Origin of the sequence: Marinobacter sp. es.048, assembly GCF_900188435.1 — a bacterium.
In the GTDB taxonomy this organism is placed as follows: domain Bacteria; phylum Pseudomonadota; class Gammaproteobacteria; order Pseudomonadales; family Oleiphilaceae; genus Marinobacter.
In genome coordinates this window covers 1,081,530-1,102,162 of the sequence record NZ_FYFA01000001.1, presented here as the reverse complement: position 1 = coordinate 1,102,162, position 20,633 = coordinate 1,081,530, and the positions used below count along the sequence as shown (strand labels likewise).

The following is a 20,633-nucleotide window of genomic DNA, read 5'->3' as shown; positions in this document are numbered from 1 at the left end:
CGGGTCAATCGCCAGGGAACTGGGCCAGTTCCTGCAGGCAGTCGTTGAGAAAGTCTTCGGGATCGGCCATTACGGCCTCATCAGCAACGACGCCAAACTGCACCTGGCCGGCGTAGCTGACAATGCTGATACCCAGCCCGATATCTCCGGCCTGTGGCACCCAGAACATCTGCTCGGTAATCCGGCAACCGGCAATGTAGCGAGCCTCCGGGGTACCGGGCACATTGGATACCACGGCACTGGCCTTGCGATAGAACACATCGGCCAGCGGTTCCCGCCAGGGCTCCGGAACGACCGTGGCACTGGCCGCCAGCCCCCAGGCAATACCGGGCTGCCAGCTTTTCTTCAGGCGGCGGGTTTCATGTTTGATACGGTAAAGCCGCTCCAGGGGACTTTCGCCATCCACCGGCAGGGGAACAAACACGGTTCCAAAATAATTGCCCAAGGCACCAGGTGCCGGCTTCAGTTCCTCGGGCAGACGGCTGCGGATATCCACCGGCACGGCCGCGTGCAGAACGGCTTGGTCCAGGTCTTCACCGTCGATTCCAAGGCGGGTCCGGACCGCCGCCGCCACACAGCTCAGCAACACATCATTGATCGTTACGTTGGTGACTCGGGCGATATTACTGAAACGCTCCAGGGGCACCGGCCCGGACCAGCGACAACGCCGGCGCCCCAGCAGCGGCTGCCTGAGATCCGTCGCGGTGTCTTCCGGTTCCACCAGGAATTCCGAGAATTCATTGACCAGTTTCAGGCTTTTCTGGGCGACCCGCTCCAGCAGGCGCCCGGCATCCTGCCACTGGTTGCCATCGGCTTCCTTCTCTCCGGCAACTCCATGGGCTTCATCTACGGACTCTCCGGAGGCCATCAACTGTCCGAGCCAGACCTTTGCCGCAGCAGTCCAGAGTGACAGCTCCGCGGTTTCCGGGGCGCCGTAGATGGCAGGATGCTGCTGGGGAGAGGCTGGGCAGAGGCGATCAAAAATGCCTAACAAGGACAGACCATCGGCGTAACAGTGGTGAATGCGCAGCAGCAATACCGCCCCGCCCTCGGCATTGGGCGCCAGCCAGAATTTCCAGCGCGGGCGATACATGGGCAGAGGCTGGTTCAGCCGCACCGACACCCATTCCTGCAGACTCTCGGGAGTGAACCTGTCTACGACCACGTCAAGGTGGTGGCGGACATCAAACATCGGATCCTGCTCCCACCACCAGGCAGGCGAACGCTTGACCGGCATGTACCGGAAACGCTCCCAGGCCATCCAGTAAACCCGGAGGAATTCCCGGAAGCGTGGCGCGGTGAGGCCATCAACCCGCAGCATCACGGTGATGGTCATCGGGTTTTCCGGGCGCTCCAGGGCCAGCCAGGCCGAATCCGCGGGTAGCAAGAGATGCGATTGTTCGTGACTCAAACCCGAACGTCCCTGGAGAAGTAATGAAAAAAGGGAGCCTGTGGTTCACTGCGGAATGGGAGGCGCCCTAAGTAAAAACCGAACGCCGCATTGTGCCAGACATGCTCCCCAGGCTCCATATGCGGCACCAGCGCACGCTGTTACAAAAAATTACACGTGAGTAACTGTTCAGTCCTATACTGGTTATAAGCCTTGATGCAATGGTTATTACACGCTGCCGATCCGTGATCGATTGGCCCTGAGGCACCGAAAAATCGGTACCCAGAGCCAGTAACATAGCGAGATGATCGGGGTACAAAAGGCTTACCAGCACAACCGAACTCCAATAACAGGCCATTGCCGTGCTGGGTGGGAGAGCAGTTATGAAAGCGAGCCATGTTCGCAAGCTGATAAAACCGATTGAGAGCGCCTACTCGGAAATGTTCTCCGGGCGGGTGTATCGTGTTGGCAAGGGCGCTGTTTCCGTTCGCAACCACAGCGGCAAGGCCGAGCAGACCGTTGTCGGGGTGCACGGCTTTCTGGAAAACCACTGCTACTTTACCCAGGCCTACGAAGCGCCCACCACCGAACTGATCCTGCTCACCTGCAGCAATTATCACATCCCGGTGAACGGCGTTACGCCGGAGACCCCGGACTGGGAAGTGCCGATCAAGCATCTGGAAGGCACCATCGAATACGATGCCTGCATTCTCAACCAGGCGCTTTCCAGTCTGCCCACTACTGAAAACATAAGAGTACATGGCCACTCCCGTGGCGGGGCTGTGATCCTGGAGGCCATCAAGCAATGGCCAGAGCTTTATGACGACGTGGAAGTGGTACTGGAAGCGCCCGTACTCCCCGACGGCAGGCTTTCGGCGCTGGTGACCACCATTCTCGAACCGGTAAGCCACGGCATGTGGCCCTGGCTGATAAGGCTGATCAACAGCGCTCCGTCTTCGGCCTACGGCCAGACCTTCTTTGGCAAGATGAACCCGCGCAAGAAACAACTGCTAAGCAAACTGTTTTCCGCCACCAAGGATCATCTGACCATTGTTCGTAACATCGAGAACATCATGGACTGGATGGCGCGGACAGATAGCAGCGTCTACAGCCATGTGCGCCACGGCACCTTCCTGATCCCGGCGGTGGACCGTATTCTGGATCGATCATCCATGCTGGCCAGTGCCCGCCAGAGCCCGACCACCATGAGAATCGTGGAAACCGAGGCCCCAAGCCACTTCATTACCCTCGACAGCAAGGAATGGGTCCCGGGGTTCGAAACGCTTCCGGCTGCCGCGCAGGGCTGACGCCCGGGCAATGCCCTACTGCAAGACCAATGCAGCTCCGCTAAACTACGCTCTTTTCCTCAGGTTTAGTGGAGCCATAGCCAATGTACCGTGAGCGCCTCGTCGCTACCGAAGCCCACTCTGAAAGCGCTCGCCGGCTGCAGCAACTGCTTCTGAACTACCATGATTTCCGGCGCCTGAAAGCCGAGCATCCGCTGATGGAGCACGCCATCCATGTGGCCGACTGGCAGGCGGAGCGGCTGAAATCGACCCATGGGGACCTATACCGTCATCCCGGCTACCACCACGGCCTGGAGTTTCTGCTGACCGACCTTTACGCCCCGGCCGGAATGACCCGACGGGACGACAATATTGATCGAGTATTCCCCAAGATGGTGAAGTGGCTGCCGGAAAACCTGCTGGACACGTTCGCCGGCCTGGTGGAGCTGAACCTGACCACCCAGCAACTGGACCTCGAGCTTGCCGAACTTTTCCACCAGCAGGGCGTGTCCGCCCAGTCAATCACCACCGAAGACTATTGTGCCGCCTACCGGAAAAGCCGGCGGCTGGAGCAGAGGGAGAAACAGATTACCCTGGTAGCAGACGTCGGCCAGCAGCTTGATCGCTATGTCCGCAACCGAACCCTTGGCTGGCTGTTGTCGATGACCCGGGGGCCGGCAGAGATGGCCGACCTGACGGATCTGCACAGCTTCCTGCATCGGGGCTATTCCGCCTTCCGGAAGATGGACGATGTGGAGTTACTGATTGACCGGCTGGTTTCCCGGGAGCAGCGGGTGATGCGCAATATCCTCGACCATCACCCGGCCCCGTTCAGCCTGCCGGAAACCCTCTGAGCTGAAGGTAGGCCGCCGGTTCAGGCCTTGATGATCTGGTCCAGCTGGGAGTGGATTTCCTGCTCGATCCGGGATTTGAAGGGCCGCAGCATCATGCCCAGCTCCAGGTGAATGTGCAGGTCTGTCGGGGTAATGTTCAGGTGCCCCCTGACGCCGCTGCGCTTGAATTTCAGATGATCGCCTTCCCACTGGTAATTCACGTCGAACTGGCTGGACAGATCCTGGGCCAGGGTTTCGGCAGCCTGCCTTGCGTGCTCTTTATCCAGGGTATGCGGGCGGTGTACATCAATAACGGACATGAAACAGTTTTCTCTCGATTTGGTTAGATTTACAGTTTAGGGCGGTATTTAACTCACCGCCACCCTTGTAGCAACCCCGTCAGCGGTTAGAATACGGGGTTCAGATTCTGACAGGACATCTCCCATGAGCGAGCAGCAAACGCCAGCCAGCCAGGCCGCAAACAACAACGGCCAGGACGACGTCACCCACTTTGGCTTCCGCAATGTGCCGAAAAGCCAGAAGGCGAGCCAGGTGGCCGAGGTATTCCACAGCGTGGCCGGCAAATACGACCTCATGAACGATCTGATGTCCATGGGGATCCACCGGCTCTGGAAACGCTTCACCATTGAGCTTTCCGGCGTGCGGCCTGGCCACCAGGTACTGGATATTGCCGGCGGCACTGGCGACCTCACCATGAAGTTTTCAGACCTTGTGGGTCCATCCGGCAAGGTGGTGCTGGCCGACATCAATGCCTCCATGCTGCAGGTGGGCCGCAGCCGGCTGACGGATCGCGGCTATGCCGGCAATATTGAGTACGTACAGGCGGACGCCGAGCACCTGCCGTTTCCGGACAACAACTTCAACGCGGTATCCATCGCCTTCGGTCTGCGCAATGTCACCGATAAAGACCAGGCCCTGCGCGACATGACCCGGGTTCTGAAACCCGGTGGCAAGCTGATGATCCTGGAATTCTCAAAGCCGACCAATCCCCTGCTGAGCAAGGCCTATGACACCTATTCATTTTCCGCTCTGCCAATAATGGGTCAGCTTATTGCCGGCGACAGTGAAAGCTACAAGTACCTGGCCGAATCCATCCGCATGCATCCTGACCAGGACACCCTGAAGGGCATGATGGAGAACGCCGGCCTGGCGAACTGCAAGTACTACAACATGACCGGGGGTATCGTCGCCCTGCACGTGGGAATCAAGCCCTGATGTTTCCCGGCCCCACCCTGCTTTCCGCTGTCTCCGCCATCCTGGAAAGTGCCCTGAATCGGGCGCTGGAATTGGACCCGGCGGGGCATAGTGCCTTGATGGAAGCGTTGGCGGGCCCGGTCCAGTTCAATATCACCGACCCGCTTGCCCTGACCTACACCCTGGACCGGGCCGGAAACCGCGTCCGGGTTGGCAGTCAGCCGGTCGACCAGCCCGCTCTGGAGATTACGGGCAAACCCATCGCCTTTGCGGCGCTGGCCACCGGTGATGACCGGGTCTTCGGCGATGGTCGCCTCGACGTGGCCGGCGACACGGCCCTGGCCCACCAGCTGCAGCGAGCCCTGAACCAGCTTGAGCCGGACTGGGAAGCCGCCATGGCCAGGCACATTGGTGATCTGCCGGCACATTTTCTGGGGCAGCGCATTCGCGGCGCTATCCGGTGGAGCCGGCAGGCCTTTCAGTCCCTGAATGCCAATATCGAAGAGTATGTGCACGAAGAGAGCCGTGCCCTGCCCGGGCGACGTGAGCTGGAAGCCACGTTCGAGGACATCGACGAATTGAGCCTGCGAACCGAAAGACTGGAGGCCCGGCTGAATCTGGTTGAAAACCACGGCAAGACTGACGAATCGGAGAACCTGTGACCCGCCTGCAACGCCTGTTCCGAATTGCCTGGGTATTCTGCCGCTATCGGCTGGACACGTTCCTGCCAATCGCAGAACTGCCAGCGCCCCTGAAGGTGTTTTTCCTGCTGGCTCCCTGGCACCTGTTCCCCAAACCCAAGCTCGACCGGGGTGATCGCCTGCGGCTGGCACTGGAAGAGTTGGGGCCGGTATTCGTGAAGTTCGGCCAGATACTCTCTACCCGACGGGATCTGCTGCCGGACGACATGGCCGAATCCCTGAAAAACCTTCAGGACAGAGTGCCGCCCTTCCCCAGCGATGAAGCCCGGGGCATTATCGAAACCTCCCTCGGCGCGCCGGTTTCGGACCTGTTTGCCGAGTTCAGCCCGGACCCGCTGGCCTCCGCGTCGGTTGCTCAGGTACACGCGGCTACTCTGCTCAACGGCCAGAGGGTGGTGGTGAAAGTACTCCGCCCGGGCATCGAAAAGGTGATCCGCCAGGACCTGGCCCTGATGTACCTGATGGCCGGTCTGCTGGAAAAATACTGGTCCGAGGGCAAACGCCTGCACCCGGTGGAGGTGGTTGCCGACTACGATTCCACCATTCACGATGAGCTGGACCTTCAGCGCGAGGCCGCCAGCGCCAGTCAGCTGCGCCGGAATTTCGAAAACTCCTCCCTGATCTACATTCCCTTTATCGACTGGGACTACACACGTAAATCCGTCCTGGTGATGGAGCGGATTCACGGCATCCCCATTGCCGATACCGCCGCTTTAAAAGCCGCCGGTGTCGACATGAAGGTGCTGGCCGAGAAAGGCGTGGAGATTTTCTTTACCCAGGTGTTCCGGGACAGCTTCTTCCATGCAGACATGCACCCCGGCAACATTTTCGTGGATACTTCCAATCCTGCCGATCCCCGATATATCGCCATTGATTTTGGCATTGTCGGCACCCTGGCGCCGGATGACCAGAGCTACCTTGCCCGCAACCTGCTCGCCTTTTTCCGCCGGGATTATCGGCAGGTTGCGCAGCTGCACATTCAGTCCGGCTGGGTACCACCCGATACGCCAGTGAACCAGTTTGAGGCGGCCATACGTACTGTTTGCGAGCCAATTTTCGAGAAGCCTTTGAAGGATATCTCTTTCGGCCATTTCCTGTTACGCCTGTTCCAGACGGCGAGGCGATTCAACATGGAAGTGCAGCCCCAGCTTGTTCTGTTGCAGAAAACCCTGCTTAACGTGGAAGGCCTGGGTCGCCAGCTTTATCCGGATCTGGATCTGTGGAGTACCGCGCAACCCTACCTTGAAACCTGGATGCGCAAGCGCATTGGCCCCTCGGGGCTGATCAAGTCGCTGCAGTCCCACCTCCCGTCCTGGCTGGAACAGTCGCCGGAGATGCCTCAGCTGGTGCACGACGCCCTTCTGCAACTGCGGCAGGCTGGGCCCACCGAACCCCAGAACCGGGCTACACTGGAGTTGCTCCGTGAGCAGCAGGTTCGTACCGAGCGACGCTGGCGACGGGCCACACTGGCGGTGCTGCTGATCGTCGGCGGCTTTCTGGGCACCCAGCCTGAGGGCCAGGAGTGGATTGAGAGCGTGCCGACCTGGAGCTGGGCCCTGTTTGCCCTTGCCGGTGGACTGATGCTCCGGGGCAGCCGATAACCGATAAAGATTTCAGGATTCACAAAAATGCAAAATAGCTCGGATAACGTCGAGAGCCCTGACTGGCTGGATGCCATTCGCTGGACAGAAGACGGCCTGGTGCCGGCCATCGCCCAGGATGCCGAAACCGGCGACATTCTGATGATGGCCTGGATGAACCGCGAATCGCTCCGGCTGAGCGCCGAAGAGGGTCACGCCGTATACTGGTCCCGCTCCCGGGGCAAACTCTGGCGCAAGGGGGAATCCTCTGGTCACGAGCAGTTAATCCGGGATATTCGACTGGACTGCGACGAGGACGTCATCCTGCTGAAAGTGGAACAAAAAGGCGGCATCGCCTGCCATACTGGCAGACGCAGCTGTTTCTACCGGACCTTGAAGGACGGTCAGTGGGTCAGTGTTGACCCGGTGATCAAGGACCCCGGCACTATCTACAGCGGCAATTGACGCTAAGGCAGCAACTGAGGAGCACGGACAGTGAGCGAAGTACTGGAAAACCTGGCAAGGGTTCTGGAAGCCCGGAAAGAAGCAGATCCGGAAACCTCCTACGTAGCCAGTCTCCATGCCAAGGGTCTGAACAAGATCCTGGAAAAAGTAGGGGAAGAGTGCACGGAAACCCTGCTGGCCGCCAAGGACGCAGAACATTCCGGTGAAACCCGGGACGTGGTTTATGAAACGGCTGACCTGTGGTTTCACAGCATGGTGATGCTGTCGAGCATGGGCCTTGGCCCGAAAGACATCCTGGACGAACTGGCCAGCCGGTTTGACCTGTCAGGCCTGGAAGAAAAAGCGTCGCGGAACAAGTGAGCGGTAATACCTCCAAAGGGGTTTCCGCAAAACCGTTCTGGTAACGTACAATGGTATATACAAGAAACATTAAAACGAGGACCCCGTAATGGGTATCAGCATCTGGCAATTACTTATCGTACTCGGCATTGTCATTCTGTTGTTCGGAACCAAGAAACTGCGCAATATCGGCAGCGATCTTGGTGGTGCCATTCGCGGCTTCAAGAAGTCCATGAGCGATGAGGACTCCAAGGCCGAGAACCAGGAATCCCTGGAAGGCAAGGACGAGGAGCAGCCTCAGCAACAGGCTGCCGCCGAAGACAAGCCCCGGGACAAGTCCCACAGCTGAGATCAGGCTGAATGTTCGATATCGGCTTTCTTGAGCTGCTGATCTGCGGCGTCATCGCGCTGTTGGTGCTCGGCCCCGAGCGCCTGCCTGCGGCCGCCCGTGCGGCTGGTCGCTGGGTAGGTGGGGTACGGCGTATGGTCGGCCAGTTCACCTCGGAGCTGGACCGGGAACTGAAAGCCGGCGAACTCCGGGACGAGCTTCGCAAGGCAGGAGATGTTGGCCTGGACGACGTGCAGAAAACCGTGCGCGGCGCTCTGGACGAGGCCAAGAAGTATGAGCACATGATCCTGCCCGAAAACGAGACCCAGAAGCCAAGGCCAGCACCCGCGACACGACGGGTGTCCAGCCAATCGAAAGCTTCCGAGGCTCCGGCACAGGATCACGCTGATGCCAGTGACTCCTCGCAGAGTCCTGATGCGGGTTCAGCCGGAAAAGAACAACCCGAAAGCGAAACCCCGCAAAGTCCGCCGGATAATCGTTCATGAATGCAAAACCCGACGGCAACCAGCTGCCTCCGGAACAGCAGGAAATGCCACTGATCGAGCACCTGCTCGAACTGCGTAATCGCCTTCTGAAAATGGTCCTTGCGGTGCTGATATGCTTCGCTGCCATTTATCCATTTGCCAACGAGCTGTACCTGTGGCTGTCTGAGCCCATCCGCTCCCTGTTGCCCGTTGGCCAGACCATGATCGCAACGGATGTTACTTCGCCGTTCTTCGCGCCTCTGAAGTTGGCCCTGGTCCTGGCCGTGTTCGCCGCGATCCCGATCATCCTCTACCAGCTCTGGAGCTTTATTGCGCCAGGCCTCTACGCCCACGAAAAACGACTGGCCTTCCCGCTGCTGTTTACCTCGGTCATTCTGTTCTATGCGGGTGCCGCATTCGCCTATTACGTGGTTTTCCCGCTGGTGTTCGGCTTCTTTACCGCGATAGGGCCGGAAGGCATCGTCGAATTGCCGGACATCACCAGCTACCTCAATTTCGTGCTAAAGATGTTCTTCGCCTTCGGTGTCGCCTTCGAAATTCCGATCGCTACCGTACTGCTGATCCTGACCGGCGCCACCACGCCCGCTGACCTCGCAGCCAAGCGACCCTACGTGGTTGTGGGCTGTTTTATCATCGGCATGATGCTGACTCCGCCAGACATCATTTCCCAGACACTGCTTGCTGTGCCCATGTGGATCCTGTTCGAAATCGGCATCCTGTTCGGGCGACTGGCAAAACGGGAAGTCGCAGACCCGGACAGCGATGAGCCTGCCGGCGAATGAATCTGGCGCTACTGTTTGACGAGGATTTCGTCGCGCCTGACCGGGCCGTCTTACGTGGCCGGCGTCTGGCCCACCTGCAGTCCGTTATCAGAGTCGTGGCTGGCGATGCGGTGCCGGTGGGCCGGGTGGATGGCCAAATGGGAACCGGTGAGGTCGTTCGACTTTCCGATAACGAGGCGGAACTGCGGGTGACGCTGGATCAGGCTCCGCCGCCTCCACTGCCGCTCACCCTGATCCTGTCCATGCCCCGGCCAAAGATGTTCCGCCGTATCCTGCAAACCTGCGCCGCCCTGGGCGTGAAAGATGTCTGGCTGATCAACAGCTACAAGGTGGAGAAAAGCTTCTGGCAGACGCCGTGGCTATCAGAGGAACAACTCCGGGAGAACCTTGCCCTGGGGCTGGAGCAGGCAAAAGACACCCTGATGCCCCGGGTGCAGATCCGCAAGCTGTTCAAACCCTTTGTGGAAGACGAGTTGCCGGCGCTATTGGCGGACAAGCAGGCCCTGGTAGCGCATCCCGGCACCAGCACACCCTGCCCGGTTCACCCGAACCAGCCCACGGCACTCTGCATTGGCCCGGAGGGTGGCTTTACGGCTTACGAAGTGGGCAAACTTGAAGAAGCCGGCTGCCAGAGTGTGCACCTGGGTCCCCGCATTCTGAGAGTAGAGACCGCGGTATCGGTACTGGTGAGCCGGCTGTTCGACGCCTGCCTTTAGTACCTGGGCGGGGGTCAGGCGCTTCGCGCCTGCCACCATCGGGTCAACGGGGTGATAATGACCACCAGTAACGCACCGGCCAACACACCAAACAGGCCGTTGGCCACTGTTGGCAGCAGCACGCCAAACACACCGCTAAAACCCTCCGAAAAGTGATGAATGGCGTCATAGACCGGAGTAATGCCATGGGTGAGAATGCCACCGCCCACCAGAAACATCGCGAGGGTTCCAAGAATGGAGAGCGTTTTCATCAGATAGGGAGCCAGCCACAGAATGCCTGAGCCCAATTTCTGGAGTACCGGATTGTCTTTCTGACTCAGGTAGAGGCCCCCGTCGTCCAGCTTCACGATCCCCGCCACCAGGCCGTAAACAAAGACTGTGATCATAATGGCAACCACTGCCAGCACCATGAACTGCATGCCGATAGTCTGGGTCGTTACCGTTCCTAGCGTAATGGCAATAATCTCTGCAGAAAGGATGAAATCGGTACGGATCGCACCCTTGATCTTGTCTTTCTCGATCGCACGCAGATCGACTTCCGGATTCTTCAGGGCTTCACGCAGCTCACCTTTGCGCTTCTGATCTTCTTCCTGGTGCAAAAACTTGTGCACCAGTTTCTCGAAGCCTTCGAAACACAGGAAGGCACCACCGAGCATCAGCAATGGCGTGACCAGCCAGGGCATGAAAAAACTGATCGCAAGGGCCGCCGGCACCAGGATGGCCTTGTTGATCATGGAGCCGCGGGCAACCGCCAGGACCACCGGCAATTCCCGCGCGGGCTTTACCCCGGTCACCTGCTGGGCATTGAGCGCCAGATCGTCACCCAGAACGCCCGCAGTTTTCTTGGTGGCGGTTTTGGTCATCAGGGCGACGTCGTCCAGCACTGTGGCAATGTCATCAATCAGAACCAGAAGACTGCTTCCTGCCATTACTAATTCCTTTTTCTGTTCAGCGGTTAAGACCCATGGCCTCGGCAGCAATGCGATTTTTGACCGGGCCCAGTTGATTGAGCCAGCGCAGGCCTGTGTTGCGTAACCAGCGCACAGGCAGCTCGTCACGACCGAACAACTGCTTGAAGCCCTCCATGGCCGCCATCATGGCGAGATTCTCACCTTTTCTCCGGCGCTGGTAGCGCGCGAGAACCAGCTCATTAGCCGGGCTCAGACCCGCTTTCTTGGCCCGCGAAAGCTCGTCCAGCAGGGCGCGAACGTCGCCGTAGCCCAGGTTGGCACCCTGCCCCGCCAGTGGGTGGATAGTGTGGGCCGCATCGCCCACCAGGGCAAAGCCAGGGGCAACATAGTCCTTGGCATGGCGTTGGCGAAGCGGGAAGGCAAATCGGCGGGAAACCGCTTGAACAGCCCCAAGTTCGCGCTCAATGGCCCGCTCAAGTTCAGGGGCGAACTCACTGTCGTCCAGGGCCATCAGGCGCCGGGATTCTTCCGTGTCCTGAGACCAGACTATCGAGCAGAAATGCTCATCTCCGGACTCGGACAGCAAAGGCAGAAACGCCAGCGGCCCGGTCATTGAAAACCGCTGCCAGGCGGTAAAGCGGTGGCTCTGAGAGGTTCGCACCGTACACACAATGGCCTGTTGGTCGTAGTCCCACTCTCGGGTTGGCAGACCCACCCACTGACGCAGACGGGAATTGGCACCGTCACACCCCACCAACAGTCCGGCGGACAAGGATCGGCCATCCTCCAGCTCAACCGTGTAACTCTCAGACAGCCGTTTGCAGCCGGTAATCCTCGCGCCCTCGATCAGCTCAACCGGGCTGTGTTCCAGAGCCCTGAACAGGGCCCGCACAATGCTTCGGTTCTCGACAATCGTTCCAAGAGCCCTCGCCTGCAGCTCGGCGGCCTCAAACTGTATGCGCCCCGTACCGTCACCATCCCAGACCGTCATATTCTGATAAGGACAGTGTCGACCCGCAGTAACCTCGGACCAGACTCCAAGTTGCTCCAGCAACTGCTGGCTGGCGACCGAAATGGCGCTGACCCGGGGCTCGAAATCTGCAACGGTGGTGGCGGAGTTCGGCGCCTGAACCAGGGATTCATGATCGGAACCCTCCACCAGTGCCACCTGCCAGCCCTGTCGTGAGAGCTCGAGAGCCAGGGCGGAGCCGATCATGCCACCTCCGGCCACAAGAATATCGAAGGTTTTCGCTTCACTCATGACCAGGCGCCTCCCGGTTCAGATTTCCGGGCCGGCCAATCACCGCCCGGCGACCACCCAGACCCATGGCCTTGCGCGCAAACCAGCGTTTGGCGCCGGGCAACAAATCAAGGCCCACGAGGCCAGCATCGCGGGCCGCGGTTACCGGCAGCTTGGAATGCCCGAACAGGCGCACGAGAGAATCAGAGAAGCGCACCGTCTGCTGCCAATCTTCGCGGTGAAGGTGCTGGTATCGCTTCAGGACCTCGAGATCTCCGATCGATCGGCCCTGCTCTTCCGCCAGCCGGAACTGTTCGACCAGTGTCATCAGACCTCGCAGCGCCAGATTGAACCCTTGCCCGGCCACCGGATGCAGGGCGTGAGCAGCATTGCCCACCAGAGCCACTCCGGGCCGCACCGGCTCGTCCACCGTGGTCAGGGTCAACGGGTAATGGTGACAGGCACCGATGCGGGTAAAGCGGCCCAGACGCCAGCCAAACCGGTCCTGAAGCCAGCGACATTTCTCGTCGTCGGGAAGCTCCAGAACCTCCTGCAAGACCTCATCGGATAACGTCCAGACCAGCGCCGACTGGTGCCCGGCGCGCGTGGGAGAACCATGGGGCAAAAGCGCCATGGGACCGGCGTCGGTGAACCGCTCAAAGGCGGTGAAACCGTGGCTGTCACTGGTGGAGACATTGGCGATCAGGGCGTTCTGGCCATAGCTGTGACGATCGGGCCTGAAGCCGAGTTTTTCCCGAAGCCCGGAGCGACCGCCATCCGCCACCACCAGGCAGCGGGCAGTCAGTTCCGGGGCATCTTCGCCGTCCTCAGACAGCCGGACCCGGACGCCGCCGGGAATCGGCGTCATGTCAGTTACTTCCGCCGGCGCACGCCACTGGACGTTGGTCTCCAGAAGCTCACGCATCAGGCAAAGACCCATCCAGCGATTGTCCGCTACATAACCAAGCGCTTTCTGACCATGCTCGGCAGCATGCAACCGGGTGGCGCCGAAATGCCCCCGATCAGAAACATGAATATGTTCGATCGGCGTGGCATGCTCGGCGAGCCGATGCCACAGCCCAAGCTCTTCGAAGATTAACCGGGAGCCCCAGGCCAGCGCGGTTGAGCGAGCATCGTAACTGGGCTGGTAGCTCTCCGGCAGGGCATCGGGCGAGAGCGGAAACGCCTCGACCACGGTCACACGGAGCGATGGCACCATCCGCGCCAGCGCCAGGGCCAGGGTTGCTCCGGCAAGTCCACCACCGGCAATGATCAGATCGGTATCGGGCTTGGTCACAGGCTGTCAGTCCGCCATCAGGGCTTCAATTTCGGCAATGGTTTTCGGCACCGCTTCGGTCAGGACCCGGCAGCCGTCTTTGGTCACCACCACATCGTCTTCGATGCGTATACCGATGCCGCGCCATTTCTCATCCACATCGGTGTTATCCGGCGCAATGTAAAGACCTGGCTCAACGGTCAGGGCCATTCCGGGTTCCAGCTGGCGCCAGGCATCACCGACCTTGTAATCGCCCACATCGTGTACATCCAGCCCCAGCCAATGGCCGGTGCGATGCATGAAGAAAGGCTTGTAAGCTTCGTTGGCGATGGCGTCTTCCAGCGTGCCGGACAACAGCCCCAGATCAATCAGGCCCTGGGTCAGCACTTCCAGCGCCGCCTCGTGAGGCCGGTTCCAGTGATTGTCCGGCGAAACTGCCTCAATAGCCTGATACTGGGCCGCCAGCACAACCTCATACAGGGCCCGCTGCTCACTGCTGAACTTTCCGCTGACCGGGAAGGTCCGGGTAATGTCGGAGGCGTAGCACTGGTATTCACAGCCGGCATCAATCAGCACCAGATCGCCGTCCTTCAGGGGCGCACTGTTTTCGATGTAATGCAGGATGCAACCATTGGCGCCCCCGCCCACGATTGAGGGGTAAGCCGTTGACCGGGCGCCATGCTCCATGAAGGTGTGGATAAGCTCGGCCTCAAGGTTGTATTCGAAGCCGCCCTTGGGGGCCCGTTTCATGGCCCGGCAGTGGGCCTCGGCACTGATTTGGCCGGCCTTGGCCATGATCTTGATCTCATTGGCGCTCTTGTAAAGCCGTAGGTCATGAAGCAGGTGCTCCAGGGCCACGAATTCGCCGGGCGGATGAGCGCCACTACGAACCTTGCTGCGAATCATCTTCACCCAGTCCATGACCCGCGCGTCAAAATGATCGTCCTTGCCGAGGGGGTAATAGACCCGACTCCGACCCTCGATCATGCCCGGCAGGATGTCGTCGATGTCTGCGATTGGAAACGCGTCGTCCAGGCCATAACGTTCGATGGCCCCTTCCGGGCCAACCAGGAAACCGTCCCAGAGCTCCTTCTGCGGATTGCGCTCCTTGCAGAACAGTACCGATTCCCCGTGTTCACGGCCCGGAATCAGTGCCAGCACGGCCTCCGGCTCACCAAAACCGGACAGGTAATGAAAATCGCTGTCCTGGCGGAACGGATGCAGCACATCCCGATTACGAACGCGCTCCGGGGCGGCCGGAATAATCGCTATGCTGTCTGGCGCCATACGCTCCATCAGCTTGCGACGGCGCTCGGCAAACTCCTTTACGGGAATCATGGAGTTCATAGTCTCTCCTGCAATCAGGACCCGGCTCAGTGCAGGGTCGGCGAATCAGACTTCGGTGGTTCAGGGGCGTTGAATTCAGTGAACACGGCGAGCGCCCCCAGCCGGATGTATTCGGTAATTTCCAGCAACTGCTGCTCGCTCTCGTCGTCGGCCTCTTCCTCTTCGGACAGCTGACTGATGGCCACCATATCCTCGATCAGCTCCCGGATCTCGTCGGGCGCCTGGCCAAGCGATTCGCCAGCCGATAAGGCCATACCCTCGAGAAAACCACGCACCCAGGAAACCAGGGCCTCCAGCCGCTGCTCAATGGCGTAGTCGTCATCAGGCAGTAAAGGATGGAAACTCATGTCTGCTGATTTCAAGAGCTCCAGAGTCTGTTCATAGGCCCGGTTCATGAACGGAGCGAGATCGTCAGACTCCTCGGCCGCGTCCTCAGCCAGCCCCATGTGCTCACACACCATTGCCAGCCATTGCGGCTCTTCAATACGCGATCCGGCCGCGAGGCGACCACAGAGCGCGCCGTGCAGCTCGGAAGGGTGGCTGAATGCCTTGTGAGCGGTAAAAACGTTGGCCCAGCGCTCGAATTCGGCGGCGCGGGCAGCACCGGAAGTGTCGGTTTCTGACATGAAACAGGCGGATCCTGTGTTGATGAATTAAAGGACTACTTTAGCATTCAGGCGATGCCAAGGCACTGCCTGTTGATTTTTATCCGGGGAGAGAACAATATGTTATAACGTAACATTAGAGACCGCGAGACACTGCCATGACTTCTACAAAGGTAACCAACGCCATCCTGGCCGCGACCATCCTGACTGCCGGCTCCACGTTTGCCAGCGACAACCCCGGCGCTCACCAGCATGGTCATGCCGAGCTGCAACTGGCCATCGAAGGAAACCAGATTGACCTGATTTTCACTTCACCAGCCTATAACCTGCTGGGCTTCGAGCACCGTGCCCGGACAGACGATCAGAAGGCGCTGGTCAGGGAAACAACCGAATGGCTTGAACGCACACCGCTGATCAACACGCCGGATGCCAGCTGCACCGTGGCGAGTGTTGAGGTTTATCACGAGGCCGGCGGCGACTCTGATGACCACCACGAGCATGATGATAAGGCCGAACATAAGCATGACGAGCACGAGCATTCGGAAGGGTACACCCACTCAGATTTTGAAGTGACCCAGGTTTTGAATTGCACCGGTCTGGCTTCGGTAGAAACACTGCTTACCCCGCTCACCGAGCGCTTCCCAGAAATTGAGCACCTTGGTATCGAGTGGGTGTGGTCGGGAGGTCAGGGATCGACTCGTCTTGAACACACAGAACGCAGCTTCAGCCTGACAGGCCAATAAGGCAACGCAAAGGGAGTTTAAAGCCCTACTCTGCGTAGGGCTCGACGTTTGTTGCAACCATCGAATAGGACGAGGTGCCAATGTCATTCTCGGTGCGATTGATCACCAGCTTGCCCTCGATCCAGACTGGGTCGTAAAGAGCTTCAAGCGTTAAACCTTCCTTGTACTTGACGTGAATGATCTGATTCGGGGGCGGTGGCGGCACATGAATACAGGCGCCGTAGTAGGGCACCAGGAAGAACTCCAGAATGCGCATGTCCTGAGTGGTCTTGAGAGGGACAACAAAACCGGGAATTCGCCCTTCCACATTGCCCATCTCCGGAACAACCCGGCCCGTCATGATCTCATCCGGCAACAGCGGCGGGCCATCGCCCTCATGCTCAATCTCTGGCATATTCTCCAGCAGCGCCAGGTCCTCGGCGGGCATCAGCTCAAGCCAGTCAATTTCGCGGGTTTCGGCCCGGCCGGCTGCCGGGAGCAAGAGCGCCAGGGCAAGCGCAGTGATAGAGGGCAGCGCAAAGCGCAAACGCGCGGGGGCAAACATCATTGGACCACATGCTCCTGTTACTGAAACTCAGAAACCGCCATCATACACCGGGCAGACAGCAACCAACATGACCAGCAAGACAGACTCAGCCAGCAACAGTTCCCGGCACACGGAAACCGCGATTGAAGTCAGCGGGCTTGGCTTTTCCTGGAACCCGATACAAGAGCCCTTCAGTTTTCCGGATATCACTCTGGAACGTGGTGAACATCTGTTCCTGCACGGCCCCAGTGGTAGCGGAAAAAGCACCCTGCTGAGCCTGCTGGCGGGCATGCTTCGCCCAGCCACAGGCTCCGTCCGCGTACTCGGCACCGACATCCACCGTCTAGGTGCCGGCGCCCGGGACCAGTTCCGTGCCGATCACATGGGCGTCATCTTTCAGCAGTTCAACCTGATGCCCTACCTGAATACCCGGGCCAACGTCACACTGCCCTGCGGACTTTCCGAACTGCGCAAACAGCGCACCGAACCGACGGTCGCAGACGAAGCTGAGAGATTACTTGCCGCCCTGTCGATACCCGAAGACCACTGGCAGCGGAAAGTCAACAGACTGAGCATTGGCCAGCAACAGCGGATCGCGGCAGCCCGGGCACTCATTGGCGCCCCGGGCCTGATTCTGGCAGACGAACCGACCTCCGCCCTGGATGCAGACAACCGGGACCGGTTCCTGGAACTCCTGCTGAATCTTGCGCACCGGCACAACACTTCGGTGCTGTTCGTCAGTCATGACCAGACCCTGGCGCGCCATTTCGGCAACCGGCTGGAGCTTCGGGGTAACCAGACATGAAAGCACGTCTTGCTTTGACACTGGCCCTGGCCAGCCTCTGGCACCGTAAAAAGGTACTGACCTTGGTGTGCCTGACGCTCACCCTGAGCGTTTCCCTGCTACTGGGCATCCAGTACCTGCGCACCGAGGTCAAACAGTCCTTCACCAGCACCATCAGCGGTACCGACCTGATCGTCGGCGCCCGCAGTGGCCAGCTAAACCTGCTTTTGTACACCGTGTTTCATATTGGCGATGCCACCAACAATATTCGCTGGTCGACCTACCAGAGCCTGAAAGACGATGCCCGCCTCAAGTGGCTTATTCCGATTTCCCTGGGAGACAGCTACCGGGGTAACCGTGTCGTCGCCACCGACGAGAACTTTTTGCGGCACTTCCGTTACGGTCGCGACCTGCCGCTCGAGCTGGCAGAAGGACGTTGGTTTGAAGGAGTCTTTGATGTCGTGTTGGGCACGGGCGTGGCACGGTCACTGGCGCATCAGGTGGGTGAACAGATTGTCCTGTCCCATGGCGGTGGGCGAACCAGCTTCTCCAACCACGAAGACACGCCTTTTACCGTCACCGGCATACTGGCGCCTACTGGAACGCCGGTAGACCAGGCTGTGTATATTGGTCTGGATGGCATGGAGGCGATGCACGTGGGCTGGGAATCCGGGGTCGCCATTCCCGGCCGGACACTCACACGGGAGCAGGCGGAAGGCCGTGATTTCACGCCCGATGCCATTACCGCCGCGTTTGTCGGCATCGAACGGCAGGTCCTGACCTTCCGGATACAGCGGGAAATCAACCAGTTTGCCGGTGAGCCACTGTCGGCCATACTCCCGGGCGTTGCCCTGAGCGAACTCTGGCGCCTTATGGGGCAGTTTGAACGGGCGCTGCTGGGCATCACCGGCTTTGTGGTGATCACCAGCCTGATCGGGCTGATTGCCGTTCTTTTAACCCTACAGGCCCAGCGGGCCCATGAAATTGCCGTACTGCGGGCGACCGGCGCCTCTCCGGCATTGATCGCTTCACTGTATATTCTTGAGTGTGTCGCCCTTGCCCTGGCGGCCTGCGTGCTGGCGCTGGTCATTGGCATGGCTGGCCTCTCACTGGCCAGCCCCTGGCTGCTGGCCAATTACGGACTGCAGATAACACTGCGCCCGCTGACTTCCGAGGAATGGGCATTGCTGGCCTCGGTGCCGGTCGCCGCCTTTACCGTAGCGCTGATACCGGCTTTCAGCACCTGGCGCCAGAGTCGCCGACTGGGCTTTGGCGAGGCCGCGGATCAGTGATACGCATCACGCAGGGACTGCAATGACAAGCCTGTAAATTGACCGACTTAGCGTCCACACTTATAGTTAGTCTCAACTACCTCAATCCACTGCTGGGCACGCCATGGAACAGTCCGAAGTACAGGCATTAGCGGACAAGCTGGACAGGCTGATTGAACGCTGTCAAAAACTTGAGCGGGACAACGCCACATTGCGGGAACTGCAGGATGACTGGAACCGGGAACGGGCCCAGCTGGTGCAGAAAAACGATCACGCTAAGCACAAGATCGAAGCCATGATCAGCCGCCTTCGGGCCCTGGAGCATCACTGATGGCACAGCAATCCACCACGGTTGAGGTGAAAATCCTCGACAAGGAATACCTGGTCGCCTGTCCCGAAGAAGAGCAGGAAGCGCTGCTGCGGGCCGCCCGGCACCTGGACAGCAAAATGCGCGAAATCCGCGCCAGTGGCAAAGTTTTCGGCACCGAACGCATTGCCGTTATGGCAGCCCTGAACATCACCCACGAACTGCTCGAGCGCGACACCATGTCAGATGCCACCAGCACTCTGCTGCGTGCCATGGACAACAAACTGGACGGCGCCCTGGGCGATGGCTCCGGCCGATAATTCCGCAGAGAATCTGAGACAGGTGTTGCAATCGGCCCCGACACTGCCCGTATAATGAAGATAACTTCCTGGGCTGTTCGGGATAGTCGGATACGTCCTCGAGCCGATGCGCACTACCCAGGTGGCTACTTCAGGGCATTGTGAGCACGTCCCCGACAGGGGAAAGCCTAATATGTCACAGCGGCCACCGACCTTGAACTTTGGGTTCAAGGGCCACATCCGATAACGGCAGCCCGGGAAGCTTTATTTTGAGCCAGTTTATCGAGCCTCAACCTTTCCAGTCCCATCCTGATACCCTCTCACGCAGTGAACTTCGCAAACGCCTGCGAAAGCACCGTCGTGCGCTGAGTTTCGAGCAACAACAACAGGCCTCCGAGTACCTCGCTCTCAATCTCCTGAAGAATCCAGACCTCCACCGCGCCCGGCACATTGCCATCTACCTGCCCAACGACGGCGAAATTGATCCCCACCTCTTTCTGGACATCGCCAGTCGCAAAGGCATCCGCTTTTATCTGCCGGTACTGCATCCGATTCATGAAGGCAGGCTGGTTTTCAGCCCCTACTACGACGGCGTAGAGCTCACGGCCAACCGGTTTGGCATCCCCGAGCCAGCCTTCAGCAAAGGCCTGCGACGCCCTGCTTGGGCACTGGATGCCGTGCTGTTTCCATTAGTGGGTTTTGACGAACAGGGCGGAAGATTGGGGATGGGCGGAGGCTTTTATGACAGGACGTTTGCCTTCAGCCGGATACGGCCAAGGCTGGCGCCGAAGCTGATTGGCCTGGCCCACGATTTCCAGAAGGTTAAGAAGCTGCCAATAGAGCCCTGGGACGTGCCCCTTCACAGCGTAGTGACCGATAAGCGACGTTACCGGTTCAGCGGCTGATTCATGACCTGAACGAAGCCAACCAGATTGGCCGCTCGTGCGTCTTTATCTTCGGAGGTGTGGATGGATGTGAAACCAGTAATCACAAGGCCGACGGCAAAAATCAGCACAATGGCTTTGATGATGTCAGGCTTTCCGCCCATGGCTTCAGTTCCTCAAGATGCAGTTTTGAAATTGTCGGGAAATCAGTGAGCTATTCTTGACTTCGAGAATCAGAAAAAAGACTAACACCTATCTGCACTTTTACAATTTTTGACAGATTAAAATTAGGTAAGCTT

Annotated in this window: 26 protein-coding genes and 1 other RNA gene; 18 read left to right on the top strand and 9 right to left on the bottom strand. The window is 59.2% G+C overall.

The annotated features are described in order from the left end of the window. Nucleotides 1–4: 4 nt before the first annotated feature. Nucleotides 5–1,411, bottom strand: a complete 1,407-nt coding sequence (locus CFT65_RS05060; RefSeq protein ID WP_088826905.1) for a WS/DGAT domain-containing protein — start codon at nucleotides 1,409–1,411, stop codon at nucleotides 5–7. A 362-nt stretch (nucleotides 1,412–1,773) separates the two neighbouring features. On the opposite strand from CFT65_RS05060, the gene CFT65_RS05055 reads away from it, so the two are divergent. Both CFT65_RS05055 and CFT65_RS05050 read left to right on the top strand, forming a co-directional pair. Further along, nucleotides 1,774–2,697 (top strand): alpha/beta hydrolase, encoded by a 924-nt coding sequence (locus tag CFT65_RS05055; RefSeq protein WP_088826904.1) that lies wholly within the window; start codon nucleotides 1,774–1,776, stop codon nucleotides 2,695–2,697. Between the two features lie 83 nt (nucleotides 2,698–2,780). Then, nucleotides 2,781–3,530 carry an FFLEELY motif protein gene (locus CFT65_RS05050; protein WP_088826903.1) on the top strand — a complete coding sequence of 250 codons (750 nt, stop codon included), beginning with the start codon at nucleotides 2,781–2,783 and terminating at the stop codon, nucleotides 3,528–3,530. 20 nt (nucleotides 3,531–3,550) lie between these two features. On the opposite strand, the gene CFT65_RS05045 is transcribed toward CFT65_RS05050, so the two are convergent. Beyond that, nucleotides 3,551–3,829, bottom strand: a complete 279-nt coding sequence (locus CFT65_RS05045; protein ID WP_088826902.1) for a polyhydroxyalkanoic acid system family protein — start codon at nucleotides 3,827–3,829, stop codon at nucleotides 3,551–3,553. Nucleotides 3,830–3,953: 124 nt separating this feature from the next. On the opposite strand from CFT65_RS05045, the gene ubiE reads away from it, so the two are divergent. The 9 genes from ubiE (at nucleotide 3,954) to CFT65_RS05000 (ending at nucleotide 10,141) form a co-directional block, all read left to right on the top strand. After that, complete coding sequence (gene ubiE / locus CFT65_RS05040) at nucleotides 3,954–4,745, top strand: bifunctional demethylmenaquinone methyltransferase/2-methoxy-6-polyprenyl-1,4-benzoquinol methylase UbiE (RefSeq protein ID WP_088826901.1); 792 nt, start codon at nucleotides 3,954–3,956, stop codon at nucleotides 4,743–4,745. Further along, on the top strand, nucleotides 4,745–5,386 hold the full coding sequence (locus CFT65_RS05035; RefSeq protein WP_088826900.1) for a ubiquinone biosynthesis accessory factor UbiJ: 642 nt from the start codon (nucleotides 4,745–4,747) through the stop codon (nucleotides 5,384–5,386). The genes ubiE and CFT65_RS05035 overlap by 1 nt, the downstream gene beginning before the upstream one ends. Next, nucleotides 5,383–7,026, top strand: coding sequence for a ubiquinone biosynthesis regulatory protein kinase UbiB (gene ubiB, locus CFT65_RS05030; protein ID WP_088826899.1), 1,644 nt, complete (start codon nucleotides 5,383–5,385; stop codon nucleotides 7,024–7,026). Before CFT65_RS05035 ends, ubiB begins: the two co-directional genes overlap by 4 nt. Nucleotides 7,027–7,053: 27 nt before the next feature. Then, on the top strand, nucleotides 7,054–7,470 hold the full coding sequence (gene hisI / locus CFT65_RS05025) for a phosphoribosyl-AMP cyclohydrolase (RefSeq protein WP_088826898.1): 417 nt from the start codon (nucleotides 7,054–7,056) through the stop codon (nucleotides 7,468–7,470). Between the two features lie 30 nt (nucleotides 7,471–7,500). Further along, nucleotides 7,501–7,830, top strand: a complete 330-nt coding sequence (locus CFT65_RS05020) for a phosphoribosyl-ATP diphosphatase (RefSeq protein ID WP_088826897.1) — start codon at nucleotides 7,501–7,503, stop codon at nucleotides 7,828–7,830. An 88-nt stretch (nucleotides 7,831–7,918) separates the two neighbouring features. Continuing rightward, a complete protein-coding gene (tatA, locus tag CFT65_RS05015) occupies nucleotides 7,919–8,158 on the top strand; it encodes a Sec-independent protein translocase subunit TatA (RefSeq protein WP_088826896.1) in 240 nt (79 codons plus the stop codon). Nucleotides 8,159–8,169: 11 nt separating this feature from the next. Further along, nucleotides 8,170–8,643: a Sec-independent protein translocase protein TatB gene (tatB, locus tag CFT65_RS05010; protein ID WP_088826895.1), complete on the top strand. Its 474-nt coding sequence runs from the start codon at nucleotides 8,170–8,172 to the stop codon at nucleotides 8,641–8,643. Continuing rightward, entirely contained in the window at nucleotides 8,640–9,425 is a 786-nt protein-coding gene (gene tatC / locus CFT65_RS05005) for a twin-arginine translocase subunit TatC (RefSeq protein WP_088826894.1), read from the top strand. Before tatB ends, tatC begins: the two co-directional genes overlap by 4 nt. Further along, nucleotides 9,422–10,141, top strand: a complete 720-nt coding sequence (locus CFT65_RS05000) for a 16S rRNA (uracil(1498)-N(3))-methyltransferase (protein ID WP_088826893.1) — start codon at nucleotides 9,422–9,424, stop codon at nucleotides 10,139–10,141. The genes tatC and CFT65_RS05000 overlap by 4 nt, the downstream gene beginning before the upstream one ends. 14 nt (nucleotides 10,142–10,155) lie before the next feature. On the opposite strand, the gene CFT65_RS04995 is transcribed toward CFT65_RS05000, so the two are convergent. The 5 genes from CFT65_RS04995 to CFT65_RS04975 are packed head-to-tail and all read right to left on the bottom strand — an operon-like array spanning nucleotide 10,156 to nucleotide 15,541. After that, nucleotides 10,156–11,070, bottom strand: a complete 915-nt coding sequence (locus CFT65_RS04995; RefSeq protein ID WP_088826892.1) for a DUF808 domain-containing protein — start codon at nucleotides 11,068–11,070, stop codon at nucleotides 10,156–10,158. A gap of 19 nt (nucleotides 11,071–11,089) precedes the next feature. After that, nucleotides 11,090–12,313: an FAD-dependent monooxygenase gene (locus tag CFT65_RS04990; RefSeq protein WP_088826891.1), complete on the bottom strand. Its 1,224-nt coding sequence runs from the start codon at nucleotides 12,311–12,313 to the stop codon at nucleotides 11,090–11,092. Then, a complete protein-coding gene (ubiH, locus tag CFT65_RS04985) occupies nucleotides 12,306–13,589 on the bottom strand; it encodes a 2-octaprenyl-6-methoxyphenyl hydroxylase (protein WP_088826890.1) in 1,284 nt (427 codons plus the stop codon). Before ubiH ends, CFT65_RS04990 begins: the two co-directional genes overlap by 8 nt. 6 nt (nucleotides 13,590–13,595) lie before the next feature. Then, the gene (gene pepP, locus CFT65_RS04980) at nucleotides 13,596–14,915 is read right to left on the bottom strand and encodes a Xaa-Pro aminopeptidase (RefSeq protein WP_088826889.1); all 1,320 of its coding nucleotides are present in this window, start codon (nucleotides 14,913–14,915) and stop codon (nucleotides 13,596–13,598) included. A 26-nt stretch (nucleotides 14,916–14,941) separates the two neighbouring features. Then, nucleotides 14,942–15,541, bottom strand: a complete 600-nt coding sequence (locus tag CFT65_RS04975; protein WP_088826888.1) for a UPF0149 family protein — start codon at nucleotides 15,539–15,541, stop codon at nucleotides 14,942–14,944. A 137-nt stretch (nucleotides 15,542–15,678) separates the two neighbouring features. On the opposite strand from CFT65_RS04975, the gene CFT65_RS04970 reads away from it, so the two are divergent. Continuing rightward, nucleotides 15,679–16,263: a ZrgA family zinc uptake protein gene (locus CFT65_RS04970; protein WP_088826887.1), complete on the top strand. Its 585-nt coding sequence runs from the start codon at nucleotides 15,679–15,681 to the stop codon at nucleotides 16,261–16,263. 25 nt (nucleotides 16,264–16,288) lie between these two features. Here the strand turns inward: CFT65_RS04970 and CFT65_RS04965 are convergent, their stop codons facing one another. Beyond that, nucleotides 16,289–16,810: a DUF3299 domain-containing protein gene (locus CFT65_RS04965; protein WP_088826886.1), complete on the bottom strand. Its 522-nt coding sequence runs from the start codon at nucleotides 16,808–16,810 to the stop codon at nucleotides 16,289–16,291. 67 nt (nucleotides 16,811–16,877) lie between these two features. Here CFT65_RS04965 and CFT65_RS04960 point away from each other — a divergent pair, with 67 nt between their 5' ends. The 6 genes from CFT65_RS04960 to CFT65_RS04935 all read left to right on the top strand — a co-directional run bounded on the left by CFT65_RS04960 (nucleotide 16,878) and on the right by CFT65_RS04935 (nucleotide 20,355). Then, nucleotides 16,878–17,594 carry an ABC transporter ATP-binding protein gene (locus tag CFT65_RS04960; protein ID WP_088826885.1) on the top strand — a complete coding sequence of 239 codons (717 nt, stop codon included), beginning with the start codon at nucleotides 16,878–16,880 and terminating at the stop codon, nucleotides 17,592–17,594. Next, nucleotides 17,591–18,865 carry an ABC transporter permease gene (locus tag CFT65_RS04955; protein WP_088826884.1) on the top strand — a complete coding sequence of 425 codons (1,275 nt, stop codon included), beginning with the start codon at nucleotides 17,591–17,593 and terminating at the stop codon, nucleotides 18,863–18,865. The genes CFT65_RS04960 and CFT65_RS04955 overlap by 4 nt, the downstream gene beginning before the upstream one ends. 103 nt (nucleotides 18,866–18,968) lie before the next feature. Beyond that, nucleotides 18,969–19,175 (top strand): TIGR02449 family protein, encoded by a 207-nt coding sequence (locus tag CFT65_RS04950; RefSeq protein WP_008170964.1) that lies wholly within the window; start codon nucleotides 18,969–18,971, stop codon nucleotides 19,173–19,175. After that, a complete protein-coding gene (locus CFT65_RS04945; RefSeq protein ID WP_064229897.1) occupies nucleotides 19,175–19,471 on the top strand; it encodes a cell division protein ZapA in 297 nt (98 codons plus the stop codon). The genes CFT65_RS04950 and CFT65_RS04945 overlap by 1 nt, the downstream gene beginning before the upstream one ends. A gap of 62 nt (nucleotides 19,472–19,533) precedes the next feature. Next, nucleotides 19,534–19,715, top strand: a non-coding RNA gene (gene ssrS, locus CFT65_RS04940) — 6S RNA. 4 nt (nucleotides 19,716–19,719) lie between these two features. Then, a complete protein-coding gene (locus CFT65_RS04935) occupies nucleotides 19,720–20,355 on the top strand; it encodes a 5-formyltetrahydrofolate cyclo-ligase (RefSeq protein ID WP_088826883.1) in 636 nt (211 codons plus the stop codon). Here CFT65_RS04935 and CFT65_RS18995 read toward each other — a convergent pair. Then, a complete protein-coding gene (locus CFT65_RS18995; RefSeq protein ID WP_172408422.1) occupies nucleotides 20,337–20,498 on the bottom strand; it encodes a hypothetical protein in 162 nt (53 codons plus the stop codon). The genes CFT65_RS04935 and CFT65_RS18995 overlap by 19 nt on opposite strands. Nucleotides 20,499–20,633 lie beyond the last annotated feature (135 nt).

What these genes read in the sequence shown, in the direction of transcription:
- CFT65_RS05000 (WP_088826893.1), top strand. Translation starts at nt 9,422, where the DNA reads ATGAATCTGGCGCTACTGTTTGACGAGGATTTCGTCGCGCCTGACCGG.
- tatB (WP_088826895.1), top strand. Translation starts at nt 8,170, where the DNA reads ATGTTCGATATCGGCTTTCTTGAGCTGCTGATCTGCGGCGTCATCGCG.
- CFT65_RS04965 (WP_088826886.1), bottom strand. Translation starts at nt 16,810, where the DNA reads ATGATGTTTGCCCCCGCGCGTTTGCGCTTTGCGCTGCCCTCTATCACT.
- CFT65_RS04990 (WP_088826891.1), bottom strand. Translation starts at nt 12,313, where the DNA reads ATGAGTGAAGCGAAAACCTTCGATATTCTTGTGGCCGGAGGTGGCATG.
- CFT65_RS05035 (WP_088826900.1), top strand. Translation starts at nt 4,745, where the DNA reads ATGTTTCCCGGCCCCACCCTGCTTTCCGCTGTCTCCGCCATCCTGGAA.
- CFT65_RS04955 (WP_088826884.1), top strand. Translation starts at nt 17,591, where the DNA reads ATGAAAGCACGTCTTGCTTTGACACTGGCCCTGGCCAGCCTCTGGCAC.
- CFT65_RS04950 (WP_008170964.1), top strand. Translation starts at nt 18,969, where the DNA reads ATGGAACAGTCCGAAGTACAGGCATTAGCGGACAAGCTGGACAGGCTG.
- tatC (WP_088826894.1), top strand. Translation starts at nt 8,640, where the DNA reads ATGAATGCAAAACCCGACGGCAACCAGCTGCCTCCGGAACAGCAGGAA.
- CFT65_RS04975 (WP_088826888.1), bottom strand. Translation starts at nt 15,541, where the DNA reads ATGTCAGAAACCGACACTTCCGGTGCTGCCCGCGCCGCCGAATTCGAG.
- CFT65_RS04960 (WP_088826885.1), top strand. Translation starts at nt 16,878, where the DNA reads ATGACCAGCAAGACAGACTCAGCCAGCAACAGTTCCCGGCACACGGAA.
- CFT65_RS04970 (WP_088826887.1), top strand. Translation starts at nt 15,679, where the DNA reads ATGACTTCTACAAAGGTAACCAACGCCATCCTGGCCGCGACCATCCTG.
- CFT65_RS05045 (WP_088826902.1), bottom strand. Translation starts at nt 3,829, where the DNA reads ATGTCCGTTATTGATGTACACCGCCCGCATACCCTGGATAAAGAGCAC.
- ubiE (WP_088826901.1), top strand. Translation starts at nt 3,954, where the DNA reads ATGAGCGAGCAGCAAACGCCAGCCAGCCAGGCCGCAAACAACAACGGC.
- CFT65_RS04995 (WP_088826892.1), bottom strand. Translation starts at nt 11,070, where the DNA reads ATGGCAGGAAGCAGTCTTCTGGTTCTGATTGATGACATTGCCACAGTG.
- CFT65_RS05050 (WP_088826903.1), top strand. Translation starts at nt 2,781, where the DNA reads ATGTACCGTGAGCGCCTCGTCGCTACCGAAGCCCACTCTGAAAGCGCT.
- CFT65_RS18995 (WP_172408422.1), bottom strand. Translation starts at nt 20,498, where the DNA reads ATGGGCGGAAAGCCTGACATCATCAAAGCCATTGTGCTGATTTTTGCC.
- CFT65_RS05055 (WP_088826904.1), top strand. Translation starts at nt 1,774, where the DNA reads ATGAAAGCGAGCCATGTTCGCAAGCTGATAAAACCGATTGAGAGCGCC.
- CFT65_RS04945 (WP_064229897.1), top strand. Translation starts at nt 19,175, where the DNA reads ATGGCACAGCAATCCACCACGGTTGAGGTGAAAATCCTCGACAAGGAA.
- hisI (WP_088826898.1), top strand. Translation starts at nt 7,054, where the DNA reads ATGCAAAATAGCTCGGATAACGTCGAGAGCCCTGACTGGCTGGATGCC.
- pepP (WP_088826889.1), bottom strand. Translation starts at nt 14,915, where the DNA reads ATGAACTCCATGATTCCCGTAAAGGAGTTTGCCGAGCGCCGTCGCAAG.
- tatA (WP_088826896.1), top strand. Translation starts at nt 7,919, where the DNA reads ATGGGTATCAGCATCTGGCAATTACTTATCGTACTCGGCATTGTCATT.